This window comes from Streptomyces sp. NRRL S-455, from assembly GCF_000717875.1.
Taxonomy (GTDB): domain Bacteria; phylum Actinomycetota; class Actinomycetes; order Streptomycetales; family Streptomycetaceae; genus Streptomyces.
This window is the reverse complement of the sequence record NZ_JOCT01000012.1, coordinates 179,589-204,009: the sequence shown is the minus strand read 5'-3', so window position 1 is coordinate 204,009 and position 24,421 is coordinate 179,589. Positions and strand designations below refer to the sequence as shown.

General features: G+C 63.7%; 24 protein-coding genes, 1 tRNA gene and 1 pseudogene. 21 read left to right on the top strand and 5 right to left on the bottom strand.

The features are described 5' to 3' along the window. Positions 1-7: 7 nt before the first annotated feature. Positions 8-1,720, bottom strand: a complete 1,713-nt coding sequence (locus IE97_RS40455) for a protein phosphatase 2C domain-containing protein (RefSeq protein ID WP_078603288.1) — start codon at positions 1,718-1,720, stop codon at positions 8-10. A 211-nt stretch (positions 1,721-1,931) separates the two neighbouring features. On the opposite strand from IE97_RS40455, the gene IE97_RS0118155 reads away from it, so the two are divergent. After that, positions 1,932-2,414, top strand: a complete 483-nt coding sequence (locus IE97_RS0118155) for a DUF456 domain-containing protein (RefSeq protein ID WP_030240832.1) — start codon at positions 1,932-1,934, stop codon at positions 2,412-2,414. Between the two features lie 12 nt (positions 2,415-2,426). On the opposite strand, the gene IE97_RS0118150 is transcribed toward IE97_RS0118155, so the two are convergent. Then, positions 2,427-2,912, bottom strand: coding sequence for a methylated-DNA--[protein]-cysteine S-methyltransferase (locus tag IE97_RS0118150; RefSeq protein WP_030240830.1), 486 nt, complete (start codon positions 2,910-2,912; stop codon positions 2,427-2,429). Then, a pseudogene (locus tag IE97_RS0118145) lies at positions 2,912-3,844 on the bottom strand (AlkA N-terminal domain-containing protein); the annotation flags it as partial. The pseudogene IE97_RS0118145 and the gene IE97_RS0118150, both read right to left, overlap by 1 nt. Before the next feature lie 85 nt (positions 3,845-3,929). Between IE97_RS0118145 and IE97_RS0118140 the strand changes: the two are divergent. Together IE97_RS0118140 and IE97_RS0118135 are read left to right on the top strand one after the other, a co-directional pair. After that, on the top strand, positions 3,930-5,549 hold the full coding sequence (locus IE97_RS0118140; protein ID WP_037835118.1) for a recombinase family protein: 1,620 nt from the start codon (positions 3,930-3,932) through the stop codon (positions 5,547-5,549). A gap of 439 nt (positions 5,550-5,988) precedes the next feature. Further along, positions 5,989-6,063: transfer RNA gene (locus IE97_RS0118135), tRNA-Phe, on the top strand. A gap of 137 nt (positions 6,064-6,200) precedes the next feature. Here IE97_RS0118135 and IE97_RS42150 read toward each other — a convergent pair. Next, positions 6,201-6,626: a hypothetical protein gene (locus IE97_RS42150; RefSeq protein ID WP_158708311.1), complete on the bottom strand. Its 426-nt coding sequence runs from the start codon at positions 6,624-6,626 to the stop codon at positions 6,201-6,203. Positions 6,627-6,846: 220 nt separating this feature from the next. On the opposite strand from IE97_RS42150, the gene IE97_RS43800 reads away from it, so the two are divergent. Together IE97_RS43800 and IE97_RS0118125 are read left to right on the top strand one after the other, a co-directional pair. Further along, on the top strand, positions 6,847-7,002 hold the full coding sequence (locus IE97_RS43800) for an HNH endonuclease (protein ID WP_420706102.1): 156 nt from the start codon (positions 6,847-6,849) through the stop codon (positions 7,000-7,002). A gap of 261 nt (positions 7,003-7,263) precedes the next feature. Beyond that, on the top strand, positions 7,264-7,632 hold the full coding sequence (locus IE97_RS0118125) for a phage terminase small subunit P27 family (protein WP_420706105.1): 369 nt from the start codon (positions 7,264-7,266) through the stop codon (positions 7,630-7,632). Positions 7,633-7,681: 49 nt separating this feature from the next. Here the strand turns inward: IE97_RS0118125 and IE97_RS0118120 are convergent, their stop codons facing one another. Continuing rightward, positions 7,682-8,269, bottom strand: coding sequence for a hypothetical protein (locus tag IE97_RS0118120; RefSeq protein WP_030240818.1), 588 nt, complete (start codon positions 8,267-8,269; stop codon positions 7,682-7,684). Between the two features lie 99 nt (positions 8,270-8,368). Here IE97_RS0118120 and IE97_RS0118115 point away from each other — a divergent pair, with 99 nt between their 5' ends. The 16 genes from IE97_RS0118115 (at position 8,369) to IE97_RS40425 (ending at position 24,349) form a co-directional block, all read left to right on the top strand. After that, positions 8,369-9,937, top strand: coding sequence for a terminase large subunit domain-containing protein (locus IE97_RS0118115; protein WP_199809825.1), 1,569 nt, complete (start codon positions 8,369-8,371; stop codon positions 9,935-9,937). Between the two features lie 117 nt (positions 9,938-10,054). After that, complete coding sequence (locus tag IE97_RS0118110) at positions 10,055-11,308, top strand: phage portal protein (protein ID WP_199809824.1); 1,254 nt, start codon at positions 10,055-10,057, stop codon at positions 11,306-11,308. Beyond that, on the top strand, positions 11,292-11,930 hold the full coding sequence (locus tag IE97_RS40445) for an HK97 family phage prohead protease (protein ID WP_030240808.1): 639 nt from the start codon (positions 11,292-11,294) through the stop codon (positions 11,928-11,930). Before IE97_RS0118110 ends, IE97_RS40445 begins: the two co-directional genes overlap by 17 nt. Positions 11,931-11,941: 11 nt before the next feature. After that, positions 11,942-13,117: a phage major capsid protein gene (locus IE97_RS0118100; RefSeq protein WP_030240805.1), complete on the top strand. Its 1,176-nt coding sequence runs from the start codon at positions 11,942-11,944 to the stop codon at positions 13,115-13,117. Positions 13,118-13,205: 88 nt separating this feature from the next. After that, positions 13,206-13,574, top strand: coding sequence for a hypothetical protein (locus IE97_RS0118095; protein WP_030240802.1), 369 nt, complete (start codon positions 13,206-13,208; stop codon positions 13,572-13,574). Between the two features lie 10 nt (positions 13,575-13,584). Beyond that, on the top strand, positions 13,585-14,022 hold the full coding sequence (locus IE97_RS40440) for a hypothetical protein (RefSeq protein ID WP_030240798.1): 438 nt from the start codon (positions 13,585-13,587) through the stop codon (positions 14,020-14,022). A gap of 14 nt (positions 14,023-14,036) precedes the next feature. Beyond that, complete coding sequence (locus IE97_RS0118085) at positions 14,037-15,020, top strand: phage tail tube protein (RefSeq protein ID WP_030240795.1); 984 nt, start codon at positions 14,037-14,039, stop codon at positions 15,018-15,020. Beyond that, positions 15,020-15,451: an HK97 gp10 family phage protein gene (locus IE97_RS40435; RefSeq protein ID WP_030240792.1), complete on the top strand. Its 432-nt coding sequence runs from the start codon at positions 15,020-15,022 to the stop codon at positions 15,449-15,451. The genes IE97_RS0118085 and IE97_RS40435 overlap by 1 nt, the downstream gene beginning before the upstream one ends. A gap of 1 nt (position 15,452) precedes the next feature. After that, a complete protein-coding gene (locus tag IE97_RS0118075; protein ID WP_030240787.1) occupies positions 15,453-15,734 on the top strand; it encodes a hypothetical protein in 282 nt (93 codons plus the stop codon). Between the two features lie 237 nt (positions 15,735-15,971). Next, the gene (locus IE97_RS0118065; protein ID WP_199809823.1) at positions 15,972-18,134 is read left to right on the top strand and encodes a phage tail tape measure protein; all 2,163 of its coding nucleotides are present in this window, start codon (positions 15,972-15,974) and stop codon (positions 18,132-18,134) included. A gap of 37 nt (positions 18,135-18,171) precedes the next feature. Further along, positions 18,172-19,047, top strand: coding sequence for a hypothetical protein (locus IE97_RS0118060; RefSeq protein ID WP_030240780.1), 876 nt, complete (start codon positions 18,172-18,174; stop codon positions 19,045-19,047). After that, the gene (locus IE97_RS0118055; protein ID WP_030240777.1) at positions 19,048-20,043 is read left to right on the top strand and encodes a hypothetical protein; all 996 of its coding nucleotides are present in this window, start codon (positions 19,048-19,050) and stop codon (positions 20,041-20,043) included. Between the two features lie 33 nt (positions 20,044-20,076). Then, positions 20,077-21,183 carry a hypothetical protein gene (locus IE97_RS0118050; RefSeq protein WP_030240774.1) on the top strand — a complete coding sequence of 369 codons (1,107 nt, stop codon included), beginning with the start codon at positions 20,077-20,079 and terminating at the stop codon, positions 21,181-21,183. After that, positions 21,167-21,808 carry a hypothetical protein gene (locus IE97_RS0118045; RefSeq protein WP_030240771.1) on the top strand — a complete coding sequence of 214 codons (642 nt, stop codon included), beginning with the start codon at positions 21,167-21,169 and terminating at the stop codon, positions 21,806-21,808. Before IE97_RS0118050 ends, IE97_RS0118045 begins: the two co-directional genes overlap by 17 nt. Further along, entirely contained in the window at positions 21,799-22,062 is a 264-nt protein-coding gene (locus IE97_RS0118040) for a hypothetical protein (RefSeq protein ID WP_030240767.1), read from the top strand. Before IE97_RS0118045 ends, IE97_RS0118040 begins: the two co-directional genes overlap by 10 nt. A 109-nt stretch (positions 22,063-22,171) precedes the next feature. Further along, a complete protein-coding gene (locus IE97_RS40425) occupies positions 22,172-24,349 on the top strand; it encodes a right-handed parallel beta-helix repeat-containing protein (RefSeq protein ID WP_199809822.1) in 2,178 nt (725 codons plus the stop codon). Positions 24,350-24,421: the final 72 nt, after the last annotated feature.

Genomic DNA, 24,421 nt, shown 5'->3' with positions numbered 1-24,421 from the left:
GCCCCTGTCACGCCTCCCAGACGGCCGCGACCGTACGGTCGTCCGCGTAGCCCTTGACCCGTACCTGGGAGTCGGCGAGGAACGCGGCGAGTCCGGGCGGCTCGGTGCGGGACCAGCGGTCGGCCAGGTACTCGCCCAGCTCCGGCTCGCCGCGCAGCGGGTCGGCGAAACCTCCGCTGCACATGAGCAGGGTGTCACCCGGGCGGGCGACGGAGGTCCGGAAGCGGAAGGGTTCGCGGGGCGGTTCCGGGGCGGGTTCGTAGGGGCTGGGCAGGGTCGGGATGCCCAGGTCCATGGTGAGCCGGTCACCCTCGGGCGTCTCGGCGGGCGGCGACCCGAACCCCAGGACGGGTTCGCCCCTGACCTCGACGACCTGCGGTTCGATGTCCTGCCACTCGCCGTCCCGCAGCCGGAACAAACCCCCGGGCCCGACGCCGAAGAAGACCCGCGTACGGCACTCCGGATCGGCGGACAGCAACAGGCAGCGCAGGCTCGCCGCGTATTCCTCCGGGTCGACGCCCCGTTCGGCGGCGCCGGCGCGGAGCTTGCCGAGAGTGCGGTCGGTGAGGCGGTGCAGACCCGACTTGAGATCACCGCGCCGGCCGGCCCTTATGTCCTCCACGAGCCGCAGGTGACTGCGCCCGACGGCCCGCCCGATCCAGATACAGGCCTCGGCGGCGGCCCGATGCGCCCCCGGCGCTGCCCGGGCCCCGGTCGCCATCGCCACCAGCAGCAACGCCTGCTCCCCCACCCCGAACCGGGCGGTCAGCAACGAGTCCCGCCGAGGCTCCCCCCGGTACCGCGCGGAGTCCCCCCTCAGGGACACGGCCCGCAGGGTGCAGGACCCGTACCGTGCGCCGTCGAGCACGGTGTCCGCGACGAGATCGCCGAGATCATCCGGGTCGGCGGCCGGCAGCGCGGTGGGTTCCGCGTCGTAGGTGGGCGGCCGGGAGCCCACGTGGCCGCGCTGCCGGGTGGCAGACGCGAGGGGCTCGATCCAGGGCTCGGCTTGATCGGGTGGGGGGACGGTGGGGCGTGGAGGCGCCGGCGGTGGGCCGGTTTGGTGTGGGGGCGCCGGCGGTGGATCGGTTTGGCGTGGAGGCGCCGGCGGTGGATCGGTTTGGCGTGGAGGCGCCGGCGGTGGGCCGGTTTGGCGTGGAGGCGCCTGCGGTGGACCGGTGGGGCGTGGGGGCGGGGGCGACAGGTCGGTGGGACGCGTGGGCGCGGGCGACAGGTCGGCGTGCCCTGTCGGTGTCGCGGCGGTCGGGAAGGTGACCGGCCCCGTGGGGCGCGCGGGCGGTGGCTCCCAGGGTGCGCGCTGCGGTGCCGGGTCGGTGGGGCGGGGGGTGTCCAGTGCGTCGGCGTTCCGGGTCCGCGGCACCGGAACCACCGGCTCCGCGTCGACGTCCGCTGCCCGAGTCCCCGGCACCGCTGACTCCCCGTCGTGGGAGCCGGAGCGTGCGCCCGGCGATCCCGCGCCGGAGACAGGTCCCTCATCCGCCCGGCCCGGCCTCGCCGGGCCGGAGACAGATCGCTCGTCCCCCGTCGCCCCGCCCGACCCGGGATCCGCCCGCTCCCCCACCGCCCCCGCCGCCGACGCGAAGCGGTCGTCCAGGGAGTCGGGTGCCGGGGCGGGCCCCGTGTCGCCGGTGGAGTCGTCGTACAACTGCCTCCACCAGTCGTCCTCCTGACCGGTGGGCCTTCCCCCCTGCTGGCTCATGTTCCTGATTGTCCACCGCACGAGCGGGATGAAAACGGGGCTTGTGGAAAAAACCGGCCTGTCTCGGCAGCATGATCGACGCGTCGAGTGAGCCGTAGAACGGTCATCCGATACAGGGCGTCCCGGCGGCCGCGACCGGCTGACCTGCGGATCCTGACCGCTGCCAGGCCCCTGACCTGCGCCTTCTCCCCGTTTCCGGCAGTCTGGTCAGATGGGAGTGTGGGACCTCCTGCTGGTCGGGCTGGTCATCCTGCTCGGACTGTGCGGAGTGCTGCTGCCCGCGGTGCCCGGGTCGCTGCTGGTGTGGGCCGCGGTCATGTGGTGGGCGCTGAAGGATCCCCAGCCCGTCGCGTGGTGGGTCCTGGTGGGGGCCACCGGCCTGATGTTCGTCTCCCAGGGCGTCCGCTGGGCTCTTCCGCCCCGGCGGTTGCGGGCGAGCCGCGCCAACCGGCGGATGCTGGCCTACGCCGGAGCCGGATCCACCCTCGGCTTCGTCCTGCTTCCCGTGCTCGGCGCGATCCCGGGCTTTCTGGCGGGCATCTACCTCTCCGAGCGCCTCCGCCTCGGCGGCCGTGCCGAGGCGGTCACCGCCCTGCGCACCGCGATGCGCTCGGGCGGCTCCAGCGTGCTGGCCGAACTGTTCACCTGCCAGCTGATCGCGGCGGCGTGGGTCGGCGCCGTGTTCTCGGGGTGACGCCACACGGCCTTACAGCACACCCTCGTGCGTCAGCAGCCGCACCTTACGGTCCAGCCCGCCCGCGTAACCCGTCAGCGTGCCGTCCGCGCCGATCACCCGATGGCACGGCCGGACGACCAGCAACGGATTGGCGCCGATCGCCCCGCCGACGGCCCGCACCGCCGCCCTGGGGGCTCCGATCCGGGCCGCGATCTCCCCGTAGGTCACGGTCGAGCCGTAAGGGATGTCGTCCAGTGCGGCCCAGACCTTCTCCCGGAAGGCGGTGCCGTCGGCGCGCCAGGCGAGCCGGAACTCCTTCAGTTCCCCGGCGAAGTAGGCGGTGAGCTGTTCCTCGGCCTCACGGAAGGGCCCGTGGTCCCGCCGCCACTCGTCCGACACCACCCGCCCGCCCTTCTGCCCGGGCACGGACAGTGAGGTCAGCTCGCCGTCCGGGGCTGCGGTGAGGAGGAGCGGCCCGAGCGGGGAGGCCACGTTCGTCCAGTACGTCGGGGTCATCACAACTCCCACTTCCCTGCGGCACGCAGGTGGTTCAGTGCGTAGGAGCGCCAGGGGCGCCAGCTGTCGGGGACTTCGGCTCCGGGGGGAGCCACGTCCGGGTCGCCGAGGGCGCGGGTGCGGACCTCGGCGATCGTGCGGGCGTCCAGGCCGGGCACGGCGCGCAGGGCGTCCTGCGCGTCGTCCCGGTCGGCGCCCGGGTCCAGGCGTACGGCGTGGTCGGCCAGGGCGGCGGCGAGCGCGCCGAGGGTGCCGCCGGGTTCGGCCCCGGCGAGGACGGCGGGCTCGGGGAAGAGGTGGGTGAGGCTGCCGCAGGGGGCGTCGAGGGCCTTGCCGTAGCGCCGTACGAGCCGCTCCGCCTCCGCCCGGCCGGTCAGCGCGCGGACCGCGAGTTCCTCCGGGTCGGCGGTGCCGGGCGAGCGCAGGCCGGGACGGGCGGCGACCAGGGGCGCGAGTCCGGGGTCGGCGGCGAGGCGCTCGTCGACGGCGTAGGGGTCGGCGTCGAGGTCGAACAGCCGCCGCAGCCGCTGGACGGCGGTGGTGAGGTCGCGGGGGTCGGTGAGGTGCAGCCGGGCGTCGAGCCAGCCGCCCGGGTGGGCTCCGAGTCCGGTCCGCGCGGTGCCGGGGCGCTCGTCGACGGCGACGATGCCGGTGCCGTACGGGAGGCGGAGCGTGCGCCGGTAGGTGCGTGCGCCGGGCGGGCCGCTGACGTCCTCGATGCCGGGCACGGCCTCGCGTTCCAGCAGGTCGAAGACGGGGCGGGCCTGGTAGGGGCCGCGGTGGGCGAGCCGCAGCGGGATGCCGGCGTCCGGGGCGGCCGCACGGCGGCCCCGGCCGCTCCTGCGCGCGGCGGCGCGCAGCTCGCTCGGTGTCGACGCGTACACGGCGCGGATCGTGTCGTTGAACTGCCGCACGCTGGCGAAACCGAAGGCGCTCAACTGACACTTCAGGAGAGGCCATCCCTTGACGGTAAATGCCCAGGTCAGCGCCACGTCACCGACTCCCTTCGTGTCCGGCATGACGACCCCCCTGCGTGGCCTATCCGTACTCCGCCTGTCCGTGCTGACGGACGAGACGACAAGCCCTGAGCGGCAGCGCACCGCCAACCATGACGCGGGCGCAGCACTCGGTATCGACTTCAGCGACCGTGAAGCGGTCGACCTGGGCGTTAGCGCGTCCAAGACGACACCCTTCGAGCGTCCGGAACTGGGCGCATGGCTGAAGCGCCCCGACGACTTCGACGCGCTTGTGTTCTGGCGGTTTGACCGTGCCGTTCGGTCCATGGACGACATGCACGAACTGAGCAAATGGGCGCGCGATCACCGGAAGATGATCGTCATTGCTGAGGGACCCGGCGGAAGGCTTGTACTCGACTTCCGCAACCCGTTGGACCCTATGGCACAGCTCATGGTCACCTTGTTTGCCTTCGCCGCTCAGTTCGAAGCTCAGTCCATTCGTGAGCGGGTGCTGGGCGCTCAGGCAGCAATGCGGACCATGCCGCTTCGGTGGCGCGGTTCGAAGCCCCCTTACGGCTACATGCCAGCCCCACTCGAAAGCGGCGGCATGACGCTTGTTCAGGACGAAAAAGCCGTTGTCGTCATTGAACGCGCCATCAAGGAACTGAAGAACGGCAAGACGCTTTCCGCAATCTGCCACGAACTGAACGAAGCCGGAATTCCCTCACCGCGCGACCATTGGAGCCTGGTTCAAGGTAGGAAGAAGGGCGGCGGGGTCGGTAACAGCGTCGGCGAGAGAATCAAAAAGGAAAGCTTCAAGTGGCGGCACGGCGCCCTGAAAAAACTTCTCACGTCGGAAAGCCTGTTGGGCTGGAAAATGACGCGGTCGGGACCCGTGCGCGACGACGAAGGTGCACCCGTAATGGCCACTCGTGAGCCGATCCTTACGCGCGAGGAATTCGACGCTGTGGGCGCGCTCATCATCGAAGCCAACGAAGACGGTACGAAGTGGGAACGCCGCGATAGTACGGCGCTTCTGTTGCGCGTGATCTTGTGTGACGGGTGCGGACAACACATGTTCGTCGGGAATCCCTCAGCGAACAGTAAGGGCATTTCCGCCGTCTACAAGTGCGGAGCGTGGGGGCGGGGCGAGAAGTGCCCTGAGCCAGCAAGCGTGAAGCTCGAATGGGCCGAAGACTACGTTCGGGAACGGTTCCTTCGGTCCGTCGGCGGAATGCGACTCACCGAAACACGGCGCATCCCTGGGTACGACCCTCAGCCGGAGATTGACGCCACAACGGCGGAGTACGAAGCCCACATGAGGGAGCAGGGGCAACAGAAGAGTAAGGCCGCTCAGGCAGCGTGGAAACGCCGTGCCGACGCACTCGACGCGCGCCTTGCTGAGCTTGAGTCACGGGAAGCCCGACCGGCCCGTGTGGAAATTGTGCAACTCGGCATGACCATTGCGGACGCGTGGCGGGACGCCGACGACAAGGAACGGCGCGACATGTTGCGTGAAGCGGGCGTTACGGTCCGGATCAAGCGCGCGAAGCGTGGGCGCACGTTCAAGCTCAACGAAGACCGCGTGAAGTGGCACATGGCCAATGAGTTCTTCGCCCAGGGCGCCGAAGAGCTGGAAGCCATTGCGCGGGACGAAGAGCACGCCAACGGGTCCCAGTAGCCGCCAGGCCGCGAAAGGCGCTCAGGCGGGCGCCCAGGGGCTTCCTGGGGACAGCGGGAAGGGTCGAGCCGATACCGGTTCGGCCCTTCTCTTTTAGGCTCGAATCTTTAGTTAGCCTAACTAGTAGCTCCTTCGTCACGGCACCACTCAGCGGCAGGCGGTTGACCTGGGGCGAGTGATGCAGTGATGCAGTGATCCATTTCTAGGATTCACATAAGACTTCTCTATAGGCAATCCGGAGTCGGCGCCACTGCATCACAACGTCACCGACCGGCTTCCGGCGCTGTAGTCGCTGCCCGGTAAGTCACCGACTCCCTTCATATAGGTAGAGGGGTGAATCTGCACCGCGCATCAAGTAGCGATCCGCACGGCGCCTGAGTGCTCATCCTTCAGCCGGTCGACTCCCCTGCATCTCTCCCAGGGTTGAGTGACCGGCGTTGCCGCTCTAGCTCAGTTGGCATAGAGCACCGGAGTGAAATCCCGGGGGTCGGTGGTTCGAGTCCATCGGGCGGCACAAGGGCGCACACAATAGAGCCGTGACTGGCTCGACGATATGCGCCCAGGGTGAAACCGGTCCCCACTGCTCAGCTAGTCACTGAGTGAGCGGACGGCGAGTAACCCTAAACACTTCCTGACTACTCACGTGAGTAGTCAGACCTTCGGCTTACTGATCAGGAACGCCACAAGGGCATGCGCCCGGTTCGGGTCGTGTCCCAGGTAGCCGATCGCTCGACTGCAATTCGGGCACACGGTGCCTTGAAACGATCCTGTCCGGCGATTCCGGTACGGGTAGTTCAGGGCGCCTTCCTCGGCTTCACGGTCACAGACTTCGCATGGCGCATGCTGGGCGGCAATGTACTCGTCTTCACTCAGGCGCATTTGGCGCGCACGGTGGGCGATCATCCTGTCCGCGTATGTGCGCTCGCCGGATTCGTTCTGTGCGCGTTGCCGATCACGTTGGTATTCGGCCTTGCATTTCTTGCATACGGTCTCTCTGCGCTGCCCTCCGCTGGGTGTCCTGGTGACGCTGAACGCGTCGTCTCGCTTTTCTTTCCTGCATCCTGTGCATTCACGCATAGGGGGGATTCTACTAGGGGGTGTCGGTGTGCGTACACGGTGCCTTGAATGTAGGGACTGGGCGACGCACGCCGGACGATGTGCACTGCACCATTCCCACTACAACGCACAGCGCAGCATCAAGAGTCACGCTAAGCGGCGTGCTGCCATTGCTCGTGGCAACAACGCTGCGGCAAAGCTTCGGCGGGCTGTGCGTAAGGCTGGTGGTGCTGCGTGTGTGATGTGCCTTCGCTTCGCGCTGCCTAGTCAGTTGGACATTGACCACATCAAGCCTCTTGCATTGGGCGGCGAAGACGTTGAAGACAACGTGCAATGCCTATGCAAGTCATGCCATAAAGCGAAGACGGCAATGGACTTCGGCAAGCGCCCCTTCTAGGGGGAATGCGGGTCGAAAGTTCGCCGCCATTTCTTACAGCGATCCCGGCCCCAGCTCGGAAAACGCACGCTAGGTGTAAGGCCGGACCCCGGCCCCCCAGCGCCCTGAACCCTTGTAAACACTGGCCTATCGCCACTTCGGCACGCTGAGAATGGGTCAGTTAACGACCCGTTAAGGGGGTGCTAAGTGAGTCGAGCAAAGGCGCCGGACATGCGTACCGGAAACGCCAACACTGCCGCCGTCGCTGAACCTGCCCCCGTTGTGTACGAGGGACGCGCGCCCAGGGTGCCGACGCACCTGAAGGCCACCGGCAAGGACGTGTGGCGGAACGTGTGGTCTGCCGGTATGGGTGCGTACTCCCCCGACACTGACCGGAACGTGATTCTCCGGTACTGCGAGCTTCACGACCGGCGTGCGGACCTGTTGGCGCTGGTCGAAGCCGACGGCTACATGTCGGAGGGGTACAACGGCCAACCGGTCGCGCACCCCATGCTCCGCTTCGTCGAGTCGACGGAGAAGGAACTACGGAGCATTGAGACAGCGATCGGCTTCACACCGGAAGCACGTCTGAGGCTGGGTCTCGTGGCCGCTGAGGCACGGAAGGTGGCCGCTGGGCCGGAAGACTTCTAGGGCACGAAGAACGCCCCCAGGTTTCCCCAGGGGCGTTCTTCCTGCTGCCTCAGTATTCGAGCGTTGCGCCCTTGTAGCGCTTCGCGATCTCGCGCCACATTGCCCGGGTCGCTGCGCCGTTGTGCCGGTGAACCGGAGTGCTTTCGGGCAGCACCAGCCACGGGTGCGCGCCCTTCTCGTAGAACTTGCCTTCGAACTTGAACACTTCGCCGTCGGCAAGCTCACCCCAGGTCGTACCCAGACGCTCATCCCGCATCTTGTTGTACGCCTGTCGGGCCCGGTATCCGTTGGCCGTGTCGACTACGCACGCGCCGTTACAGCGGTAGCAAATGCCTTTGTGGTTGGCGCCCCAGCCGCCGTCATTCTTCCGGCCCTTGCCGCCGCAGCGTCCACACGTCTCAGACTCGAAGCGGATCGAACGGGGCTCCGGCCCTTCGCCGGTAGACACCTGGGCGGGCTTCTCCCAGACGACGTCAGCGGGCTTGATGTGCACCTGGGTCACGCCGTAGTCGGCGGGCTTGTCGAGCGTGACCAGGAAGTAATCGAGTTCACCGGCGTACCCGTCGGTGTGGTGCTCGACGGTACCGGCGCCCCAGGGAGTGACTACGCGCTTCCCGGCTTCGGTCTTCGTGATCATCTTCGGGGCTCCGTTTCGCTTGCTTCGTTCTTACAGAACGAAGCCTAGCATGCCTACTCACGTGAGTAGGCACTTTTCCTGAACTTTCTGGGGGTGTCCGTGGCGAACATTGACCCGGTCATCTCTCGCCACATACCCGCTGACGCGCCGTTTCCCAGTGAGGGTTACCGGGTCGCGAAGTGGATCGAAGAATTTTGTTACCTGACTGGTTCGTTCGCCGGTCAGCCGTTCCGCCTGCTCCCGTGGCAGCGCGAACTTCTCATTGACGCGTACGAACTGACGCAAGACACGTTCGGCCGTTGGCGCCGGAAACACCGCACGGTCGTCGTGTGCGTCGCGCGCAAGAACGGGAAGAGCACGATTGCCGCAGCGATCATGCTGTATCACCTGATTGCCGACCGTGGCGATTCTCAGCGTCAGATCATCGCTGCCGCCAATGACCGGAACCAGGCACGAATGGTGTTCGACTCGGCGAAGCAAATGGTGAACGCTTCCCCGAAGCTTGCCGCCGTCTGCGACGTTCAGCGCGACGTGATCCGGTACAAGGACAACACCTATCGGGTTGTGTCCGCCGACGCTGGGCGGCAACAGGGCTTGAACCCTGCCGCTGTGTCGCTTGATGAGTACGCGTTCAGTAAGCACAGTGACCTATTCGACGCGCTGACGCTGGGCAGTGCCGCCCGTAATCAGCCCATGTTCCTGATCATCTCGACGGCTGGGCCGGACCCGGACGGACCCTTTGCGCAACTCTGTGAGCAGGGCGAGCGGGTCAACTCCGGCGAAGCTGACGACCCGACGCTTTTCTATCGGTCCTGGGGGCCGAAGTTGGGCGAGACCGTTGACCATCTCGACCCGGAAGTCTGGCGGGCTTGTAATCCGTCGTACGACATTCTCAACCCTGACGACTTCAAAGCCGCCGCACAGCGGAGCACTGAAGCTAGCTTCAGGATCTACCGGCTTTCCCAGTTCGTTCGGGGCGCCTCAACGTGGCTTCCGCATGGACTGTGGGACTCATTGGCGAAGCCCGACGGCGACCCGCTAGAGCCTGGTGACGAAGTCGTTCTTGGCTTCGATGGTTCTTGGAAGGGTGACAGCACAGCGCTTGTCGCCTGCCGCATCCGAGACCTTCGCGTGTTCGTGGTCGGCCACTGGGAAGCTCCGGCCGATGACGTTCATTGGCGCGTGCCTATGGCAGACGTCCGGGATGCCCTTCACGAAGCGCTCGACGTGTACCGGGTGCGGAACCTTGTCGCTGACCCGTACCGCTGGGAAGAGACGCTAGACAATCTCGAAGCCGACGGCTTCCCGGTTGAAGCGTTCCCTACCAACTCCCTTAAGCGCATGGTGCCTGCCACGCAAGCCGTGTACGACGCTGCCCGTGATGGGCGCATGTCGCACGACGGAAATCCGGCACTTGCGCGTCACGTCGGTAACGCCGTCCTGAAGGAAGACAAGAACGGCGCACGCATCACGAAAGAGCATGCGTCGAGCCGCCGAAAAATCGACCTAGCCGTAGCGATGATCCTTGCCGTCTGGGGCGCCGTGATGTGGCGCGAAGACAACGGGGCTCACGTCGATACGGCGATTGTGGCCACCTGGGAAGGCGACGACGGACAGGTGTTCACGTCGGGGCTTCCGGGGTCTGAAGAGTTCTTCTCCGATATCTGACTACTCACGTGAGTAGTCGCACTACCCGAAGGGGGCACGGTGGGTTTTTGGTCTGCACTCTTCGGGCGTGGCGAGTCTCCGGCGCTACAGCGCGCATGGGAGCCGTACGACCCGAGTGTGTACGCCCTGGGTTCTGCGGCGGCTTCCGGCGAGGCAGTGACGCCCCGGGAAGCGCTTCAGGTGTCTGCCGTCTTCGGCTGTGTGCGTCTTCTGTCAGAGACGATTGCCACGCTGCCGCTGACGACGTACAGCAAGCGCGGTGGGGCGCGTCGAGAGATGGCGTCCCCTGAGTGGCTGGACTACCCGAACGCCGAACCGGGCGGCATGGGCCGGATTGACATTCTGAGTCAGACGGTGCTTTCGCTTCTCCTTCAGGGGAACGCGTTCCTTGCCGTCCGCTGGGCCGGTCCGAACATCGTTGGGCTTGACGTGCTCGACCCGACGAAGATTCACGTTCACATGGTCATGGTGGACGGACTTCGCCGGAAGGTTTTTGAGGCGTACGACATTGACGCCGACGGCAATGAAGTCCTGTTGGGTTGGTTCACGCCGCGCGACGTGCTTCATATTCCCGGAATGATGCTGCCGGGTGAGTTCGTCGGATGTTCCCCGATCACGTACGCGCGTGAGTCCATCGGGCTTGCGCTTGCCGCTCAGAAGTACGGTTCGAAGTTCTTCGCCAACGGCGCCATGCCCGGGGCTGTGGTGGAAGTTCCCGGCACCATGAGCGAAGAGGGTTTGGCGCGTGCGCGGGAAGCGTGGCGTGCCGCTAACGCCGGAGTCGACAACGCGCATCGTGTTGCACTTCTGACTGAGGGCGCGAAGTTTTCAAAGGTGGCTATGAGCCCCGATGAGGCTCAGTTCCTCCAGACACGTCAGTTTCAGGTTCCGGAGATTGCGCGCATTTTCGGCGTCCCTCCGCACCTGATCAGCGACGCGACGAATTCCACTTCGTGGGGCTCCGGTCTTGCTGAACAGAACATCGCGTTCACCATGTTCAGTCTTCGCCCGTGGCTAGAGCGGATCGAATCCGGCTTCAATCGGCTTCTCTTTGCTGAGACTGCCGACCGGTTCCGCTTCGTGAAGTTCAACCTTGACGAAATCAAGCGTGGCGCTCCGAAGGAACGAATGGAGCTTTGGAGCATCGGTCTTCAGAACGGCATTTACAGCATTGACGAAGTGCGAGCCGCTGAGGACATGCCCCCGTTGCCGGACGGGTTGGGCGAGACGTACCGGGTGCCTATGAACCTGGGTGAAGTCGGTGAAGAGCAGGAACCGGCGCCTACTCCCCCGGCCATCGAGCCGCCCGAAGAGAAGCCGGACGAAGAGCCGGAAGACGAAGGGGCAACTGAAGATGACGACGACGCGTGAGCTTCGGTTCGCGCGCGGAGCACTGGAAGAGCGCGCGTCCACCGACGGGCGTATTTCTATGCGCGGGTATGCGTACCGGTTCAATGAGCTGAGTCATGACCTGGGCGGCTTCCGGGAACGCATTGTTCCCGGGGCCGGTGCTCCGTCGCTACGACAGAACGACGTGTACGCAACCTTCAACCATGACACGCGCGCACTTCTGGGGCGCACGTCGTCTGGCACGTTGCGGGTTGGTGAAGACCGCGAAGGCGGTTGGTACGAAATCGACTTGCCGGATACGACAGTTGGCCGTGACGTTGCGGAGCTTCTGAAGCGGGGCGACCTTCAGGGGTCGTCTTTCACGTTCCGAGTGCTCGACGGCGGACAGCGACGCGCTGACGACGACGATCCGGAAACCGGGCTTCCCGTTCGCGAGATCACTGCCATGGATGTAGTCGAGTTGGGTCCGGTCGTGAACCCTGCCTATCCGACTACGCAAGCGTCGCTTCGCTCGATTGAAGAGGCGTTGCGTATTGGGGAGTTCGCGCCCCCGATCGAAGAGCGCGATTCCCAGCCGGTCAGCGATGCAGCCCCGGCTTCTCACCCTGACGCGCGTGCCCTTGTCCGCGCGCTTTCTAAGTAAGGAGTGTCCGCATGGACGCTACTACCCTGAGCGCCAACTTTGAGGCGCGCGAGCGTGCGACCGCTGAGCTTCGGGCGCTGACTGATGAATTCGCCGGTAAGGAGATGACGGCTGAGGCGCGCGAGAAGGAAGAGCGCCTTCTCACTGCCGTTGCCGATTTCGACGGTCGGATCAAGCGTGGCATCGACGCCATTAAGGCGACCGACGCTGTGACGTCCCTTCTGTCTGGCCTTCAGGGTTCGGGCGCTTCGCAGCGTTCCGGCGCCACTGAGCAGACTGACGAAGCTGTCCTTCGTGCGGGCAACCTGGGTGAGGCTCGTTCCTTCGAGTTCGCCCCTGAGAAGCGCGACGGCACGAAGGCCGGTAACCCGAACGTCCTGAGCCGGACCCTTTACGGTCAGCTCATCGCACAGGCGGTCGAGCGGTCGGCCATCATGCGCGGTGGCGCGACCACGTTCACCACGAGCGACGCTAACCCGCTCGACTTCACGGTGATCACCGGGCGCTCTTCGGCTTCCATCGTCGGTGAGACTCAGGAGATCCCCGAGAGCTACCCGGCCACCACTCAGCGGAGCATGGGCGGTTTCAAGTACGGCTTCGCTTCGGTCGTGTCGTATGAGTTCGCCACCGACCAGGTTCTTGACCTTGTCGGCTTCCTGGTGAGCGACGCGGGTCCGGCCATTGGTGACGCCATGGGTCGCCACTTCATCACCGGTACCGGTACGGGACAGCCGCGCGGCATCCTGACCGACGCGTCTCCGGCCACGGCTACTTTCTCCGCCGTCGCTGAGGACTCGACTGTTTCCGACGCGCTGATTGACCTGTTCCATGAGGTTCCTTCGGCGTACCGGACGAACGCGAAGTACGTCGTTAACGATCTTCGTGCGGCGCAGATGCGCAAGCTGAAGGACGCGAACGGCCAGTACCTTTGGCAGTCCGGTCTTACCGTCGGCGCCCCAAACCTGTTTAACGGCAAGGTTGTTGAGACTGACGACGGCATGCCGGTGAACAAGATCCTGTTTGCTGACCTGAGCAAGTACAGGGTGCGCTTCGCCGGTTCGCTGCGTGTCGACCGTTCGGTCGACGCGAAGTTCAGCACTGACCAGATCGTTTACCGGTTCCTTCAGCGTGCGGACGGTCTGCTTGTTGACGCCCGTGGCGCGAAGGTTCTGACCGTCGGTGCCTGATCTCCCCTAGGCGTTGTGGGGCGTTCCTGACTACTCACGTGAGTAGTCGGGGCGCCCCTGACCCTGGGTCCCTTGAAGGGGGCGCAGCGTGGCATACGCGACGATAGATGAGCTTCGCACGCTGGACGGGTTGGACGACGTCTCCCTTTTCTCGGATGAGCTTTTGTCTGAGGCAATCGACTTCGCCGTTGAAACGGTGGAGACGTACTGCGGACAGAAGTGGGACACCGCAGAGAATCCGACGCCGGAAACGATCCGTTGGTGTGTGCGCACTTTGGCGCGGCAATACGTGCTCGACCACGTGTCGCGAATTCCCGATCGGGCGCTTCAGCTTCAATCAGAGTTCGGGTCAATCCAGTTGGCGCAAGCCGGTGGCCATTGGCGTCCGACGTCACTTCCCGAAGTGAACGCGAAGCTGAATCTGTACCGGGTGCGCCTGCCGTTCATTTTCATGTGAGGGGCGCACCGTGGCACTGATCTTTGACGCGAAGGTTGCACTTTTCGAAACCCTGAAGGCGACCGTGCCGACGGGGGTTCAGTGCACATTCGCGGAAACGGGCGACACTGCCCGACGTAAGAGTGTGTGGCTGGGGGCGACCACAGACGATGACCTCGCCCCCGTGGCTATGCGCTCCGGCGCGAAGCCGACCAACGTAACCGGCTACGTTGAAGCGCACGCCGTTGTTACGACCCCGGGCAACCCGATTGACGCTGAGCGTTCCGTGTATGAGATACGCGACCACGTGAAGGCGGCTTGTGCAGCGCTGAACGCCAACCTTGCTTCGGTTCCCGGGTTGCTCGACGTCCGGCCGGAATCGGCGTCTGTCGAGTCGACTGAAACCACTGACGGCGCTTATGCAGCGCTGACCGTTCGCGTCCGTGTTCGTGGGCGCGTCTACCAATAGAAGGGGGCGCACGCATGGCGCTGGACGCAAGCATTGGCATCGGCCGCGAGGATTCTTACGGCACCCTGTCTGCCGTCGTTGAGGGTTACGAGGGGCAGGCGGATAGCTGGAAGACTTCGCGCGAATTCATTGAGTCTGTCGGCTTCCGCGCCGGGATGCAGACGGCACGCGCTGACCGGCGAAACGTCGTCAACATGGGCGGTGAAGGCGAACTTGAAGTTGACCTACTCGACGCGGGTGCCGGTTCTCTTCTGACTGCCGCTTTCGACAAGGCCACCGTTACCGACGTGGGCGGCGTGAAGACGACCGTCATCGAGACGTCAGACGTCACTCAGGCGCCCTCATTCTCTGCGCAGATGGTCCGACCCGGCACCGACGGCACTAAGGCGGCTTACAAGCACCTGGGCTGCGTGGCGACCGAATGGAGCCTTACCGCTGAGGTTGAGGAAGCCGTCAAGCTGAACGTCACGTTCGACTTTCAGGACGTGCAGCACACGACCAACCCGGCACAGATCGTGGCGCCCACGTACCCGGTTGACGCGTACCCGTACGACTGGACGCGTACCGGCGTCGAGCTTTCCCGTGGCGGCAGCGCGGTTGCGTTCGACGCTACGTCGCTGGAACTGACCGGCGAACTGGGTATGAAGACGGACCGGCGTTTCCTGCGCGGTAACGAGCTGAAGAAGAAGCCGATTCGGAACGCTGTGCCCACGTACGAAGGCACCCTTGAAGGTGAGTTCAGCGCCGCTTCGCTGGGGCTGTATGAGGCTTTCATTGCCGGTGAACTGTGCTCCCTGCGGGTTGAGTTCGTCGGCGTGCTGCCTGGTTCGTCGCTGACGATTGAGGCTCCGGCGATTCAGTTCACGGGCGAGTCTCCCGAAGCGGCCACGGACGAAGTCACGGTTCATAACCTGCCGTTCCGCGTCCTTGACCCGGGCGACGGCACTGCCGCACTGAAGCTGACGTACGTCGAGCCCGGTACGCCGGTCGAGCCGTAATGGCCCAACGCTCCGCGTACACGATTCGTGTTGAGGGGCTTCGGGAGTTTCAGCGCAATGTGCGGAGCCTGAGGGATAAGGAACTGAATAAGGCCGTCCGTGAAGCTAATAAGGCTTCCGGCGAAGTCCTCATTCCCCAGGCGAAGCAAGAAAGCCCGGACGGTCAGCGCGATGCGAAGTCATCGAAGAAGTACCGTCCGGGCAAGCTGGACAAGTCCATCAAGGTCACGGCGTCTGTGAAGGGTGCCGTCATCAAGGCTGGTTCTGCCGCGCGCGTTCCTTACGCTGCCGCAATTCACTTCGGCTGGAAAGCGCACAACATCAAGCCGAACCGGTTCCTTTTCCGTGCCATGGCGCGTAAGTCGGACGCTGTGGCCGCTACGTATGAGCGTCGCATTGACGCCGTCGTTCGCAAATTCTTGGAGAGTTGATATGCCTCAGCGCACCCCGAAGCGTGAGATCCCCACTGACTTCACGCTTGACCTCAAGCTTGATTCCCTCACGCTGGACGAGATTGACGCCATCGAGGAGATCACCGGTCAGCCGCTCGACATGCTTAACAAGCCGGGTGCGCGTCGCGCTCCGATGCTTAAGGCCATGGCGTACGTGACGATGAAGCGTAAGTACCCGGATATCACGCTTGAGGACGTCGGCGCGCTGAAGATCAACCTGAAGGGCAAGGGAAAGCCGGACCCTACCGAAGCCAACGCGTGATTGCGTGCGCACGTCTGATCGGCCACTTCAAGGGGCTCACATGGTCGGACGTGCGCAGCATGGAACTTCGCGATTTCAACGCGTTGGTTGAACAGATGGCCGAGGACATTGAGGCGGAGAAGAAGGAAATTCGCCGGTCTTCTCGTGGTGGGCGAAGTGCAGCTAGCGGCAGTGAGCGGCGCACGCCGGTTATGACTTAGGGGGTGCGCTGTGGCTCGACCGATTCAGGTCACGATCATGGGCGACGCTGAACAGTTGTCCCAGACGCTCGACGATGCGGCGCAGGAAGTCAGCGCGTTCGGTGAGCACGCGAAGGGACTTGCGCTTGCTGCGGGTGGCGCTATCGCCGTCGGTATCGGCATGGGCATTGCGTCGGCGCTGGAGAAGGAAGTTAGCAATGACTTGCTGGCAGCGCAGTTGGGCGCGTCTCCCGCTGAGGCTAAGAAGCTAGGCGAAGCCGCCGGTGCCGTGTACGCCGACGGCTACGGCGAGTCTGTGGCCGACGCGAACGAAGCCCTGAAGAACCTTTGGCAACAGGGCCTTGTGCCTGCCGGAGCTACCGCCGACGAAATGGCGGATATCTCCAAGAAGGCAATGGACGTCGCTGCGGTCCTGGGCGACGAAGTCGGACCAACATCGAATGCCGTCGGCCAGATGATTAAAACGGGGCTTGCCGACAACGCGAACGAAGCGTTTGACATTCTCGTTCGTGGCGCACAGGAAGGCGCCAACAAGTCGCAAGACCTGTTGGACACGTTCAACGAATACGGGACTCAGTTCAGGAAACTGGGGCTCGACGGTCAGACTGCAATGGGTCTGATTCAGCAGGGTCTACAGGGCGGCGCGCGTGACGCTGACATTGTTGCCGACGCGTTCAAGGAATTCAGCATCCGCGCCATTGACGGCAGTCAGACCACTATCGACGGCTTCAAGGCAATCGGCCTGAACGCAGACGATATGCGGAAGAAGATAGCTGCGGGTGGTCCGGCAGCGCAGGAAGCTTTGGGTCTGACGCTCGACAAGCTTCGAGCTATAAAGGACCCGGCGGAACGATCTGCCGCCGCTGTGAACCTTTTTGGAACACAGGCTGAAGACTTGGGTGACGCCCTTTATTCGATGGACGTTGACACTGCCGTTTCGGCGCTGGGCAAGGTTGACGGCGCTGCCAAAAAGGCAGGCGACACGATGCACGACAACGCCGCGAACCGAGTTGCGCAGTTCACCCGGGCGCTTAAGTCGGGGCTCACTGACTTCCTGGGGACAACGGTTATTCCGGCTGTGGAATCGCTTGCCGGGAAGCTGAGCACTGTCGGGCGAGCCTTCGCTACTGCCGCCGGTTTCGTCTCGCAGCACAGCGCGATATTCGGCACCATTGCCGGTCTGATCACGGTCGTTCTTCTCCCTGCGCTGATTGCATGGGGTATCACGGCGACGCAAACGGCGATAGCGAACGTGACGGCGTGGATCACGACGGCGACGACGTCCACCACTTCGGCGGCAACGCAGGTGCTCGCACACTGGTCTGTGGTCGGCGGGTGGATCAAGTCGGCGGCTACGGCCGTAGTGAGTGCCGCAACGGTTGTCGGCGGCTGGGTACTCATGGGCGCTCAGGCCATGCTTCAGGCGGCTCGTATGGCGGCAGCGTGGCTTATCGCCATGGGGCCGATCGGTCTTCTCATTGCTGCGATTGTTGGCCTTGTGGCAATCATCGTTGCCAAATGGGACACGATCGTGCAGTACACGACTCAGGCTTTCGAGTGGGTTTGGGAGAAGATCAAGGGTGTCTTCAACTGGATCAAGAATCTGTTCCTGAACTTCACCGGCCCGGGTCTGATCATTCAGCACTGGGACACGATTGTCGACGCGACGACGAACGCGTTTAAGTGGGTTAAGGAAAAGGCGAAGGCTGGACTCGACGCCGTCGTTGGTTTCGTGAAGGGACTTCCCGCGCGGCTTCTCGCAGCGCTGTCGTCTCTGGTGAGCGCCGGTAAGTCCATCGGTGGCGCCGTGATTAACGGCATCAAGAGCGGGCTTTCCAAGCTGGGTGGCTTTGCGTCGTCGCTTGCTTCCGCTGTGGGGACTGCCGCGAAGAGCGCAATCAATACCGTGATTGATCTGCTCAACTGGGCGATCCCCGACAAGCTGGGTTGGGGAAAGGTCAGCATCAGTCTGCCTTCTAACCCGATTCCGAAGATTCGCGCCATGGGTGGTCCGGCTTCCGGCTGGACGCGCGTTGGTGAGCGCGGACCGGAGGAAGTGTTCTTGCCCAACGGTTCCCACGTGCGCCCCAATCATGCGCTCAGCAATGGCGGCGGCGTGACCGTAAACGTTCAGACGAACGCCGACCCCTGGGCAATCGGGCGCGAAGTCGCGTGGGCGCTGAGGACGAATCCGGCGTGACGACTACTCACGTGAGTAGTCAGGGAGGAGTGTTGAAGTGGCGGAGTTGAACGACTGGACGTGTGAGTATCGGGGGCTCACCGTCGGAGTGCCCGACTCCGCCGTTTCGATTGTCGGCGTTGACGGGCTTCTCTCCCTACCCGAAGTTCGGTCGTCTGATCTGACGCTTGTGCAGCGCAATGGATTGTGGGCCGGACGGGACTATCTGAGCGGGCGCACGGTCACGCTCACGCTGGAGATTTACGGCTCGACGCGGGAAGAGTTCACGGACGCGCTGAACGCCGTACAGGCAGCGTTTATGCCGAGTCTTGAGGGGGCTGAAGAGTTCCCGTTCAGGTTCCGGTTCCCGGGCGCTGCCGCCGATCAGACGGCGTACGTGATGGCTCGTGTTCGTCGCCGGTCGGCGCCCCTAGACCTGAACTTCGCGTACCTGACTTGCAACATGGTGGTCGAACTGTTCGCTACGTCGCCGTACATCAATGGTGACGCGCCACGTGTGCATACGGTGCGGAGCATCAAGCGTGCAGTTGTGCCGACGGGCTTCATTCCCCCGGCAACGGTCCCTTGGCAGGTTGAATCTCAGGGCACTACGCCGGACGATCCGGTGACCCGCTTTACGCAGTACGGCAGCGTGGCGGCTCGACCGGTTGTCACGATCACGAACGGCGCTTCTCCGCTGCTGATTGACGACGTGACGGGACAGTCTTTCGGCGTCAACTACGACGGCACGGTTGTTATCGACTCCGCAGCAATGACCGTGCGGAATGGTCAGGGGGGCGACGTCAGCGGCTTTATCACCGTTGGCTCGACTTGGCCGGAGTTCGGCCCGGGTGAGCATCGTTTGCGGCTCCGCAGTAGGAACGAATACACGTCAGCTAAGGCTGTATTCACGTGGTCGGATAGGTGGGTTTAGATGGCTTCGAAGGCATGGTTTCAGGACGGCGTCGGCTATGGGGCGGCTGATCTCGCAACGTGGCATGACTGGCTTATCGTCCGGGGCGGTATCCGGCATGTCTTCCGCACGACGTCAGAGTTTCTGTCCAATTCGAATCAGACGAACCGAACGGTTTCCATCGGTGCGGGCAGCGTGCTTATCGGCGGCTCGACCGGTGGCGGCACCTGGGCGTGGTCTTCGGGTGAGACAGTCGCCATTCCGACGGCGTCGAACGACAACCCGCGTAAGGACCTGATCGTTGCTCGGCTGACGACTTCGGCAGTAGACGGCTCCAACGGGCTTTCCATCGAACTTGTTCAGGGCACCCCTGCCGCTTCTCCGCAGACTCCGGCACGGCCGGACAACGCCGTTGCGCTGTGCATTGTCGACGTGCCGAAGGCTTCAACAACCTTCACGCTTACCGTTGTTCGGACTACGGGTCAGTACACCGATCAGGCCGCGTACAACAACGGCACATTGGCTATCGACTGGGACGGCGTACTGCCGTTGGCGGCTGCATACCCGACCGGCTTCGTGCTGTACGACTACGGGCGCAATCAGCGCTGGGTACGGAAGGCTGACGCGACATGGTTCACGGCTGACTTCGGCCCGTGGGTTTCGGTGACGCCGCTCGACTTCCAAAGTGGCACCACCAATATCCAGACGTCGGGAAACCTCTACATTCGCGAGTCGTCTGTGTGCTGGGAAATGTCCGGGCGTCTGGACTTCTCCCCCGGGTTCACGCCGACGGGGCTCATCTCGTCTATTGGTTCCGTGCCGTCGAGCATTAGCCGACCGACTCAGCACACGTACACCATCGTGGGCGAGTCGTATTCGGCGGCGTCGAAGAACGGCGGAACGGCGCGGCTCGCCTACACGACAACCGGCGGGTTGGAGTTGGCCGCTGACCCTAACGGCAACATTTCTGCGCTGTACGTGAATGCACAGCTTTCGAAGTCGCCGTTCAACACGTAACCGACTCCCTTCGTATAGGTAGGAGGTATATCCATGCCTGAATACGAAGTGCTTCAGGTTGAAGCCAAAACCGGCGACGTTGAAGCGACGTTGCCGGTTACCGGCATTAGTTACGGCGAGACGTTGAATTCGGCCGGTACGGCTTCTGTCGGTATGCCGCTGAGTGCCGCTGACCCGGACACGCTGAAGCCTGGTCGCTCCGCACTAGTGGTGACGCGTGACGGCGAGACCGTTTGGGGCGGAATGCTCTGGACGGCAACGGCTGATCTTGCCGCCGGTACGTTGGCGCTCAATGCGTCCGGGTGGCACAGCTACTACAGCGCGTGCTACCTGGGCGGATGGGTCCCGAAGGACGATGAAGGCGGCAGGCCGCAGGTAATCCCTGGTCGTTGGAAGGGTTACAGCGGCACGAAAGATCAGGCGCTTCTTCTGACTGACTGGATTGAGTGGGCGAACGACAACGGCGGTATTGGTACCGACACGTCACGGCTCACGACGACCGGCCGGATTCGTTCCCGCGACTGGGGCTTTGCCGAGTTCAAGAACATCGCTGAGGCAATCAACGAGCTTGCCGACGAAGACGGCGGCTTCGATTTCCGGTACGAAACGTTCTGGGCGAACGGTAAGCGCACGCGCGTGGGTAACCGGATTCTGCGAACCGGCCGTGTGTCGCTGACGTTCCCGACACTGACGCATCTAGTCGACGCTGACGTGTCCCAGGTGGCTTACGACGGCAGCAAGCTTGCAACCCGCGCATGGGCGTTCGGCGCCGACATGGGTACCGGCTTGAAGCCGTACGCGACGGTTTCGAACCCCCTTGATGCCCCGACGCTGACTCAGGTTGTGACGTGTTCCGACTTGAAGTCGACGGCGTCCCTGACTCCGAAGGCCGGTGCGTTGGCCGCTGTGGGACGGCAGGCAATCGCCATTCCGACGCTGAAGTTGTACCCGGGCGTGTTCGACCCGCGCGACTTCATTCCTGGGGCGTACGGCACGGTGAATGTCGATTCCGGCTACGTGCGGTTGCTTGAAGAGTTTGTGTTGACGGAACGGCGCGTTGAAGTGGACGTGAACGGCACTGAGGCAGCGACGCTATCTCTGGCCAGTAAGGAAGTGTTCGTAAGTGGCGATTCAAGCTAGCGCGCTGCCGCCCTCGCTCGTGTCTGAGCTAAACGAATTGAAGCGTCGACTAGCGGCGCTAGAGCGTAAGCCGAAGCTTGGCAGCGTGAATGAGCGCATGCCGTACGGCTCGTATCAGTCTCCGTCGCTGGAAGGTAACGAGGGTTCCCAGTTCGTTCACACGCTGGGCGTCATCAACTCGACCGGCCTGAATCAGCCGGTTCTTCTGTTGCTTATTCCGTTCCACATTCCCCAGACCATTGGGGGCGCGTCTCCGCTCGACGTGTCGGTAACCGTGTGGCTTCGGGACATGATCACGGGCGGCAAGACTTCAGAAATCACGCTCGACAAGAACGACGACTTTCCGGCGCCGAACAACGGGTTCACTCGCACTATCACGTGGTCATGGGTGCATCCTCAGCCGATCGGCTTTGACGACCCGAACCAGTGGAAGGGTTTCGCCGTCGAGTACCGGGTGAACAAGCGCGTGGTCGACAACGGCGACGACTTGACGGTTGGCATGGGCAACCCGTTCTTGATTACCGGCGTGCCGCTGGGGACGTACGAGGAAGAGTCGACCGGCGGCAATCCGCGCGTTAACGGCGTGCTGACGCCGACGGACGGAGGGCCGGTCACATGGGGCTGACAGACATGGTTGGTGCCGCTGAGATTGTCGGCGGCGTCTGCCTCTTCCTCACGCTCGTCTACCGGCAGGTGAAGACCGGCGCCCGTGACGCGTGGCGCGAGGAAGCCGAAGCACAGACCATGCGCGCTGACCGGCTTGAGAAGGAAGTCGCGCGCCTTATTGAAATCGTCGAGTCGCTTCGCGCTGAAAACCGTGAGCTTCGCGAACACATTGACAACCTGATTGGGGGCGCGAATGGCACCACTCCCGAATGAGATTCCGACCGTCCGGGTTACGGGAACCTACCGGGGTCCGGACGGAAGAGCACTGAAGGGGTCGGTCACCTTTACGGGTCCGCCCCTTCTTACGTTTTCGGAATCGGACTTGTTCCTTGCGGGTTCGGTCGTCGCGTCGCTCGACGAATCGGGGCAGATAATCGACGCCGACGGAAACGTTGGCGTCCGTCTGCCCGCTACCGACTCCCCCGACATGAACCCGACGGGTTGGACATGGACGGTTAAGGAGAATCTAACCGGCGTCACTGGGGCACGTACCTATTCCATGGTGCTGCCGAGTGACACGCCGGACAACACGGTTGACCTGGCTGACGTTGCACCCGCCGACCCGACTACGCCGAGTTACGTTGCCGTCCCTGGTGACAGCGCGTACGAGATCGCCGTAGAGAACGGGTTCACCGGCAGTGAGACTGATTGGCTCGCGTCACTGAAGGGCGATAAGGGAGACCCGGGCACGTCGGGCGGCGTAACGTCCGTGAACGACAAGACGGGCGTTGTCACCCTTACGGCGGCTGAGCTTTCAGCGCTGAGTCTGACCGGCGGCACGCTCACCGGAACGGCGCTCAGTCGGCAGAACACGGGAACGTCTACGGCGTTTTCGGGAATCGTAAACGGCGACGGATTCGACCGTTGGCGCATGACCGTTGAAGGGTCGCTTGCGTGGGGACCCGGCAACGCTGCACGTGACGTGTTCTTGTCCCGTAGCGGCTCCGGCACGCTTCTCCTTGATGGCACGCTGAACGCGAAGGCGAACGGCGGAGTCCGCGACGTGAAGGCGTACGGGGCGAAGGGCGACGGCGTCACGAACGACACTACGGCGATTCAGGCAGCGCTGGACGCTGCGAAGAATGCCGGTGGCGGGACGGTCCTCATTCCCCCGGGCACGTACAACGTGTCGACGTTCCTTGTCGTGTATGACCACACGACCATTTCGGCGTTCGGGGCGACGATTCGCAGCGTCGGCAACACGGGCTTGCTGCGGAACTTCCTCTCTTCGGAGACGTTCAACGGCTACACCGGCCACAGCAATATTCGCGTCTTCGGCGGCGTATGGGACAACAACGCTTCCGACGGTACGACCGGCACGGTTACGGCGACGACGAACACAATGGGTTTCGTTCACGCGAAGAACATCACGGTGATGTTCGCGACGCTTCAGAACACGTCGAGTGCTCACGCGCTGGAGTTCAACTCTATCGACGGCGGACGCGCACTGTTCTGCCGCTTTGAGGGTTACCGCGACAACTCGGGTGACAACTCTCGGCAGTATTCCGAAGCCGTTCAGATTGACATTGCGGTTTCGGGCTCTTCGAGTATCGGAGCGTACGACGGAACGGCAAGCCGGAACATTCTCGTTCAGGGTTGTTATTTCGGTGCGTCGTCGCGTCTGGGTCCGTTCGGTCGCGCTGTCGGTTCGCACACTTCGGCTTCGGGCAGCACCTTCCAGAACATTCAGGTTTTGGGCAACCGAATCGAAGGCACCCTCCGGGAAGGCATTCACGGCTATTCGTGGTCGGACGCTGTCATTGCCAACAACGTCATTTCGGGAACGGGCTACTCCGGCATTCTGGTCGCTGCGCCGTCGGGTTACTCCGTGACGATGCGGGCTATCGAGATCAGCGGCAACGTGGTCAGCGGCTCCGGTACGGACTCGGCGATTCGCGTGCTGGGCAACTCGACTAACGTCATCTCTACGGCCACGGTCGCCAACAACACAGCGCGGAACATCACCGGTAACGCCGTACACGCCGAATACTGCAATGCGCCTTCCATCGTGGGCAACAACGTCAACACGACGTCGTCTACGGGTCTGTACGCGCTGAACAGTGACTACGCGGACGTTGTTGGGAACAAGGTTCTCAGCGCGGGATCGAACGGCGTGAACATCTCAGGATGTACGGGCGCCACGGTGGCGAACAATACGGTCAAGACGACGTCGAGCAACTACGGCATCTTCGTCGGGTCGGGCGCTGGGGCGTCTTCGGACGTTCAGGTGACCGGCAACCATGTCATCGGCGCGGCAAGTGCCGGAGTTCGCCTCAGCGCCAACGCAACGGGTTGCTTCGTGTCCGGCAACAAGATCCGCGCGAACGGTGTCACGACGAACGGCGTCACGCTGGACAACTCGGCAACCGGCGCCGTGATCGTGGGCAACGACATGAGCGGCAACGGCTGGGCGTCCGGTGTTGCCATCGTGGCCGGTACGGCGACACCGAAGCTCGACTTCACGGGTGGCTCGACGTCACCGGGTCACAACCTGATCTGATCTCTGACTACTCACGTGAGTAGTCCAGCCCCTCAGTAATTCGACTGGGGGGCTTTTGGTTGCGCGAATGGA

What these genes read in the sequence shown, in the direction of transcription:
- IE97_RS40455 (WP_078603288.1), bottom strand. Translation starts at nt 1,720, where the DNA reads ATGAGCCAGCAGGGGGGAAGGCCCACCGGTCAGGAGGACGACTGGTGG.
- IE97_RS0118155 (WP_030240832.1), top strand. Translation starts at nt 1,932, where the DNA reads ATGGGAGTGTGGGACCTCCTGCTGGTCGGGCTGGTCATCCTGCTCGGA.
- IE97_RS0118150 (WP_030240830.1), bottom strand. Translation starts at nt 2,912, where the DNA reads ATGACCCCGACGTACTGGACGAACGTGGCCTCCCCGCTCGGGCCGCTC.
- IE97_RS0118140 (WP_037835118.1), top strand. Translation starts at nt 3,930, where the DNA reads ATGACGACCCCCCTGCGTGGCCTATCCGTACTCCGCCTGTCCGTGCTG.
- IE97_RS42150 (WP_158708311.1), bottom strand. Translation starts at nt 6,626, where the DNA reads ATGCGTGAATGCACAGGATGCAGGAAAGAAAAGCGAGACGACGCGTTC.
- IE97_RS43800 (WP_420706102.1), top strand. Translation starts at nt 6,847, where the DNA reads ATGTGCCTTCGCTTCGCGCTGCCTAGTCAGTTGGACATTGACCACATC.
- IE97_RS0118120 (WP_030240818.1), bottom strand. Translation starts at nt 8,269, where the DNA reads ATGATCACGAAGACCGAAGCCGGGAAGCGCGTAGTCACTCCCTGGGGC.
- IE97_RS40445 (WP_030240808.1), top strand. Translation starts at nt 11,292, where the DNA reads ATGACGACGACGCGTGAGCTTCGGTTCGCGCGCGGAGCACTGGAAGAG.
- IE97_RS0118100 (WP_030240805.1), top strand. Translation starts at nt 11,942, where the DNA reads ATGGACGCTACTACCCTGAGCGCCAACTTTGAGGCGCGCGAGCGTGCG.
- IE97_RS0118085 (WP_030240795.1), top strand. Translation starts at nt 14,037, where the DNA reads ATGGCGCTGGACGCAAGCATTGGCATCGGCCGCGAGGATTCTTACGGC.
- IE97_RS40435 (WP_030240792.1), top strand. Translation starts at nt 15,020, where the DNA reads ATGGCCCAACGCTCCGCGTACACGATTCGTGTTGAGGGGCTTCGGGAG.
- IE97_RS0118075 (WP_030240787.1), top strand. Translation starts at nt 15,453, where the DNA reads ATGCCTCAGCGCACCCCGAAGCGTGAGATCCCCACTGACTTCACGCTT.
- IE97_RS0118065 (WP_199809823.1), top strand. Translation starts at nt 15,972, where the DNA reads ATGGGCGACGCTGAACAGTTGTCCCAGACGCTCGACGATGCGGCGCAG.
- IE97_RS0118055 (WP_030240777.1), top strand. Translation starts at nt 19,048, where the DNA reads ATGGCTTCGAAGGCATGGTTTCAGGACGGCGTCGGCTATGGGGCGGCT.
- IE97_RS0118050 (WP_030240774.1), top strand. Translation starts at nt 20,077, where the DNA reads ATGCCTGAATACGAAGTGCTTCAGGTTGAAGCCAAAACCGGCGACGTT.
- IE97_RS0118040 (WP_030240767.1), top strand. Translation starts at nt 21,799, where the DNA reads ATGGGGCTGACAGACATGGTTGGTGCCGCTGAGATTGTCGGCGGCGTC.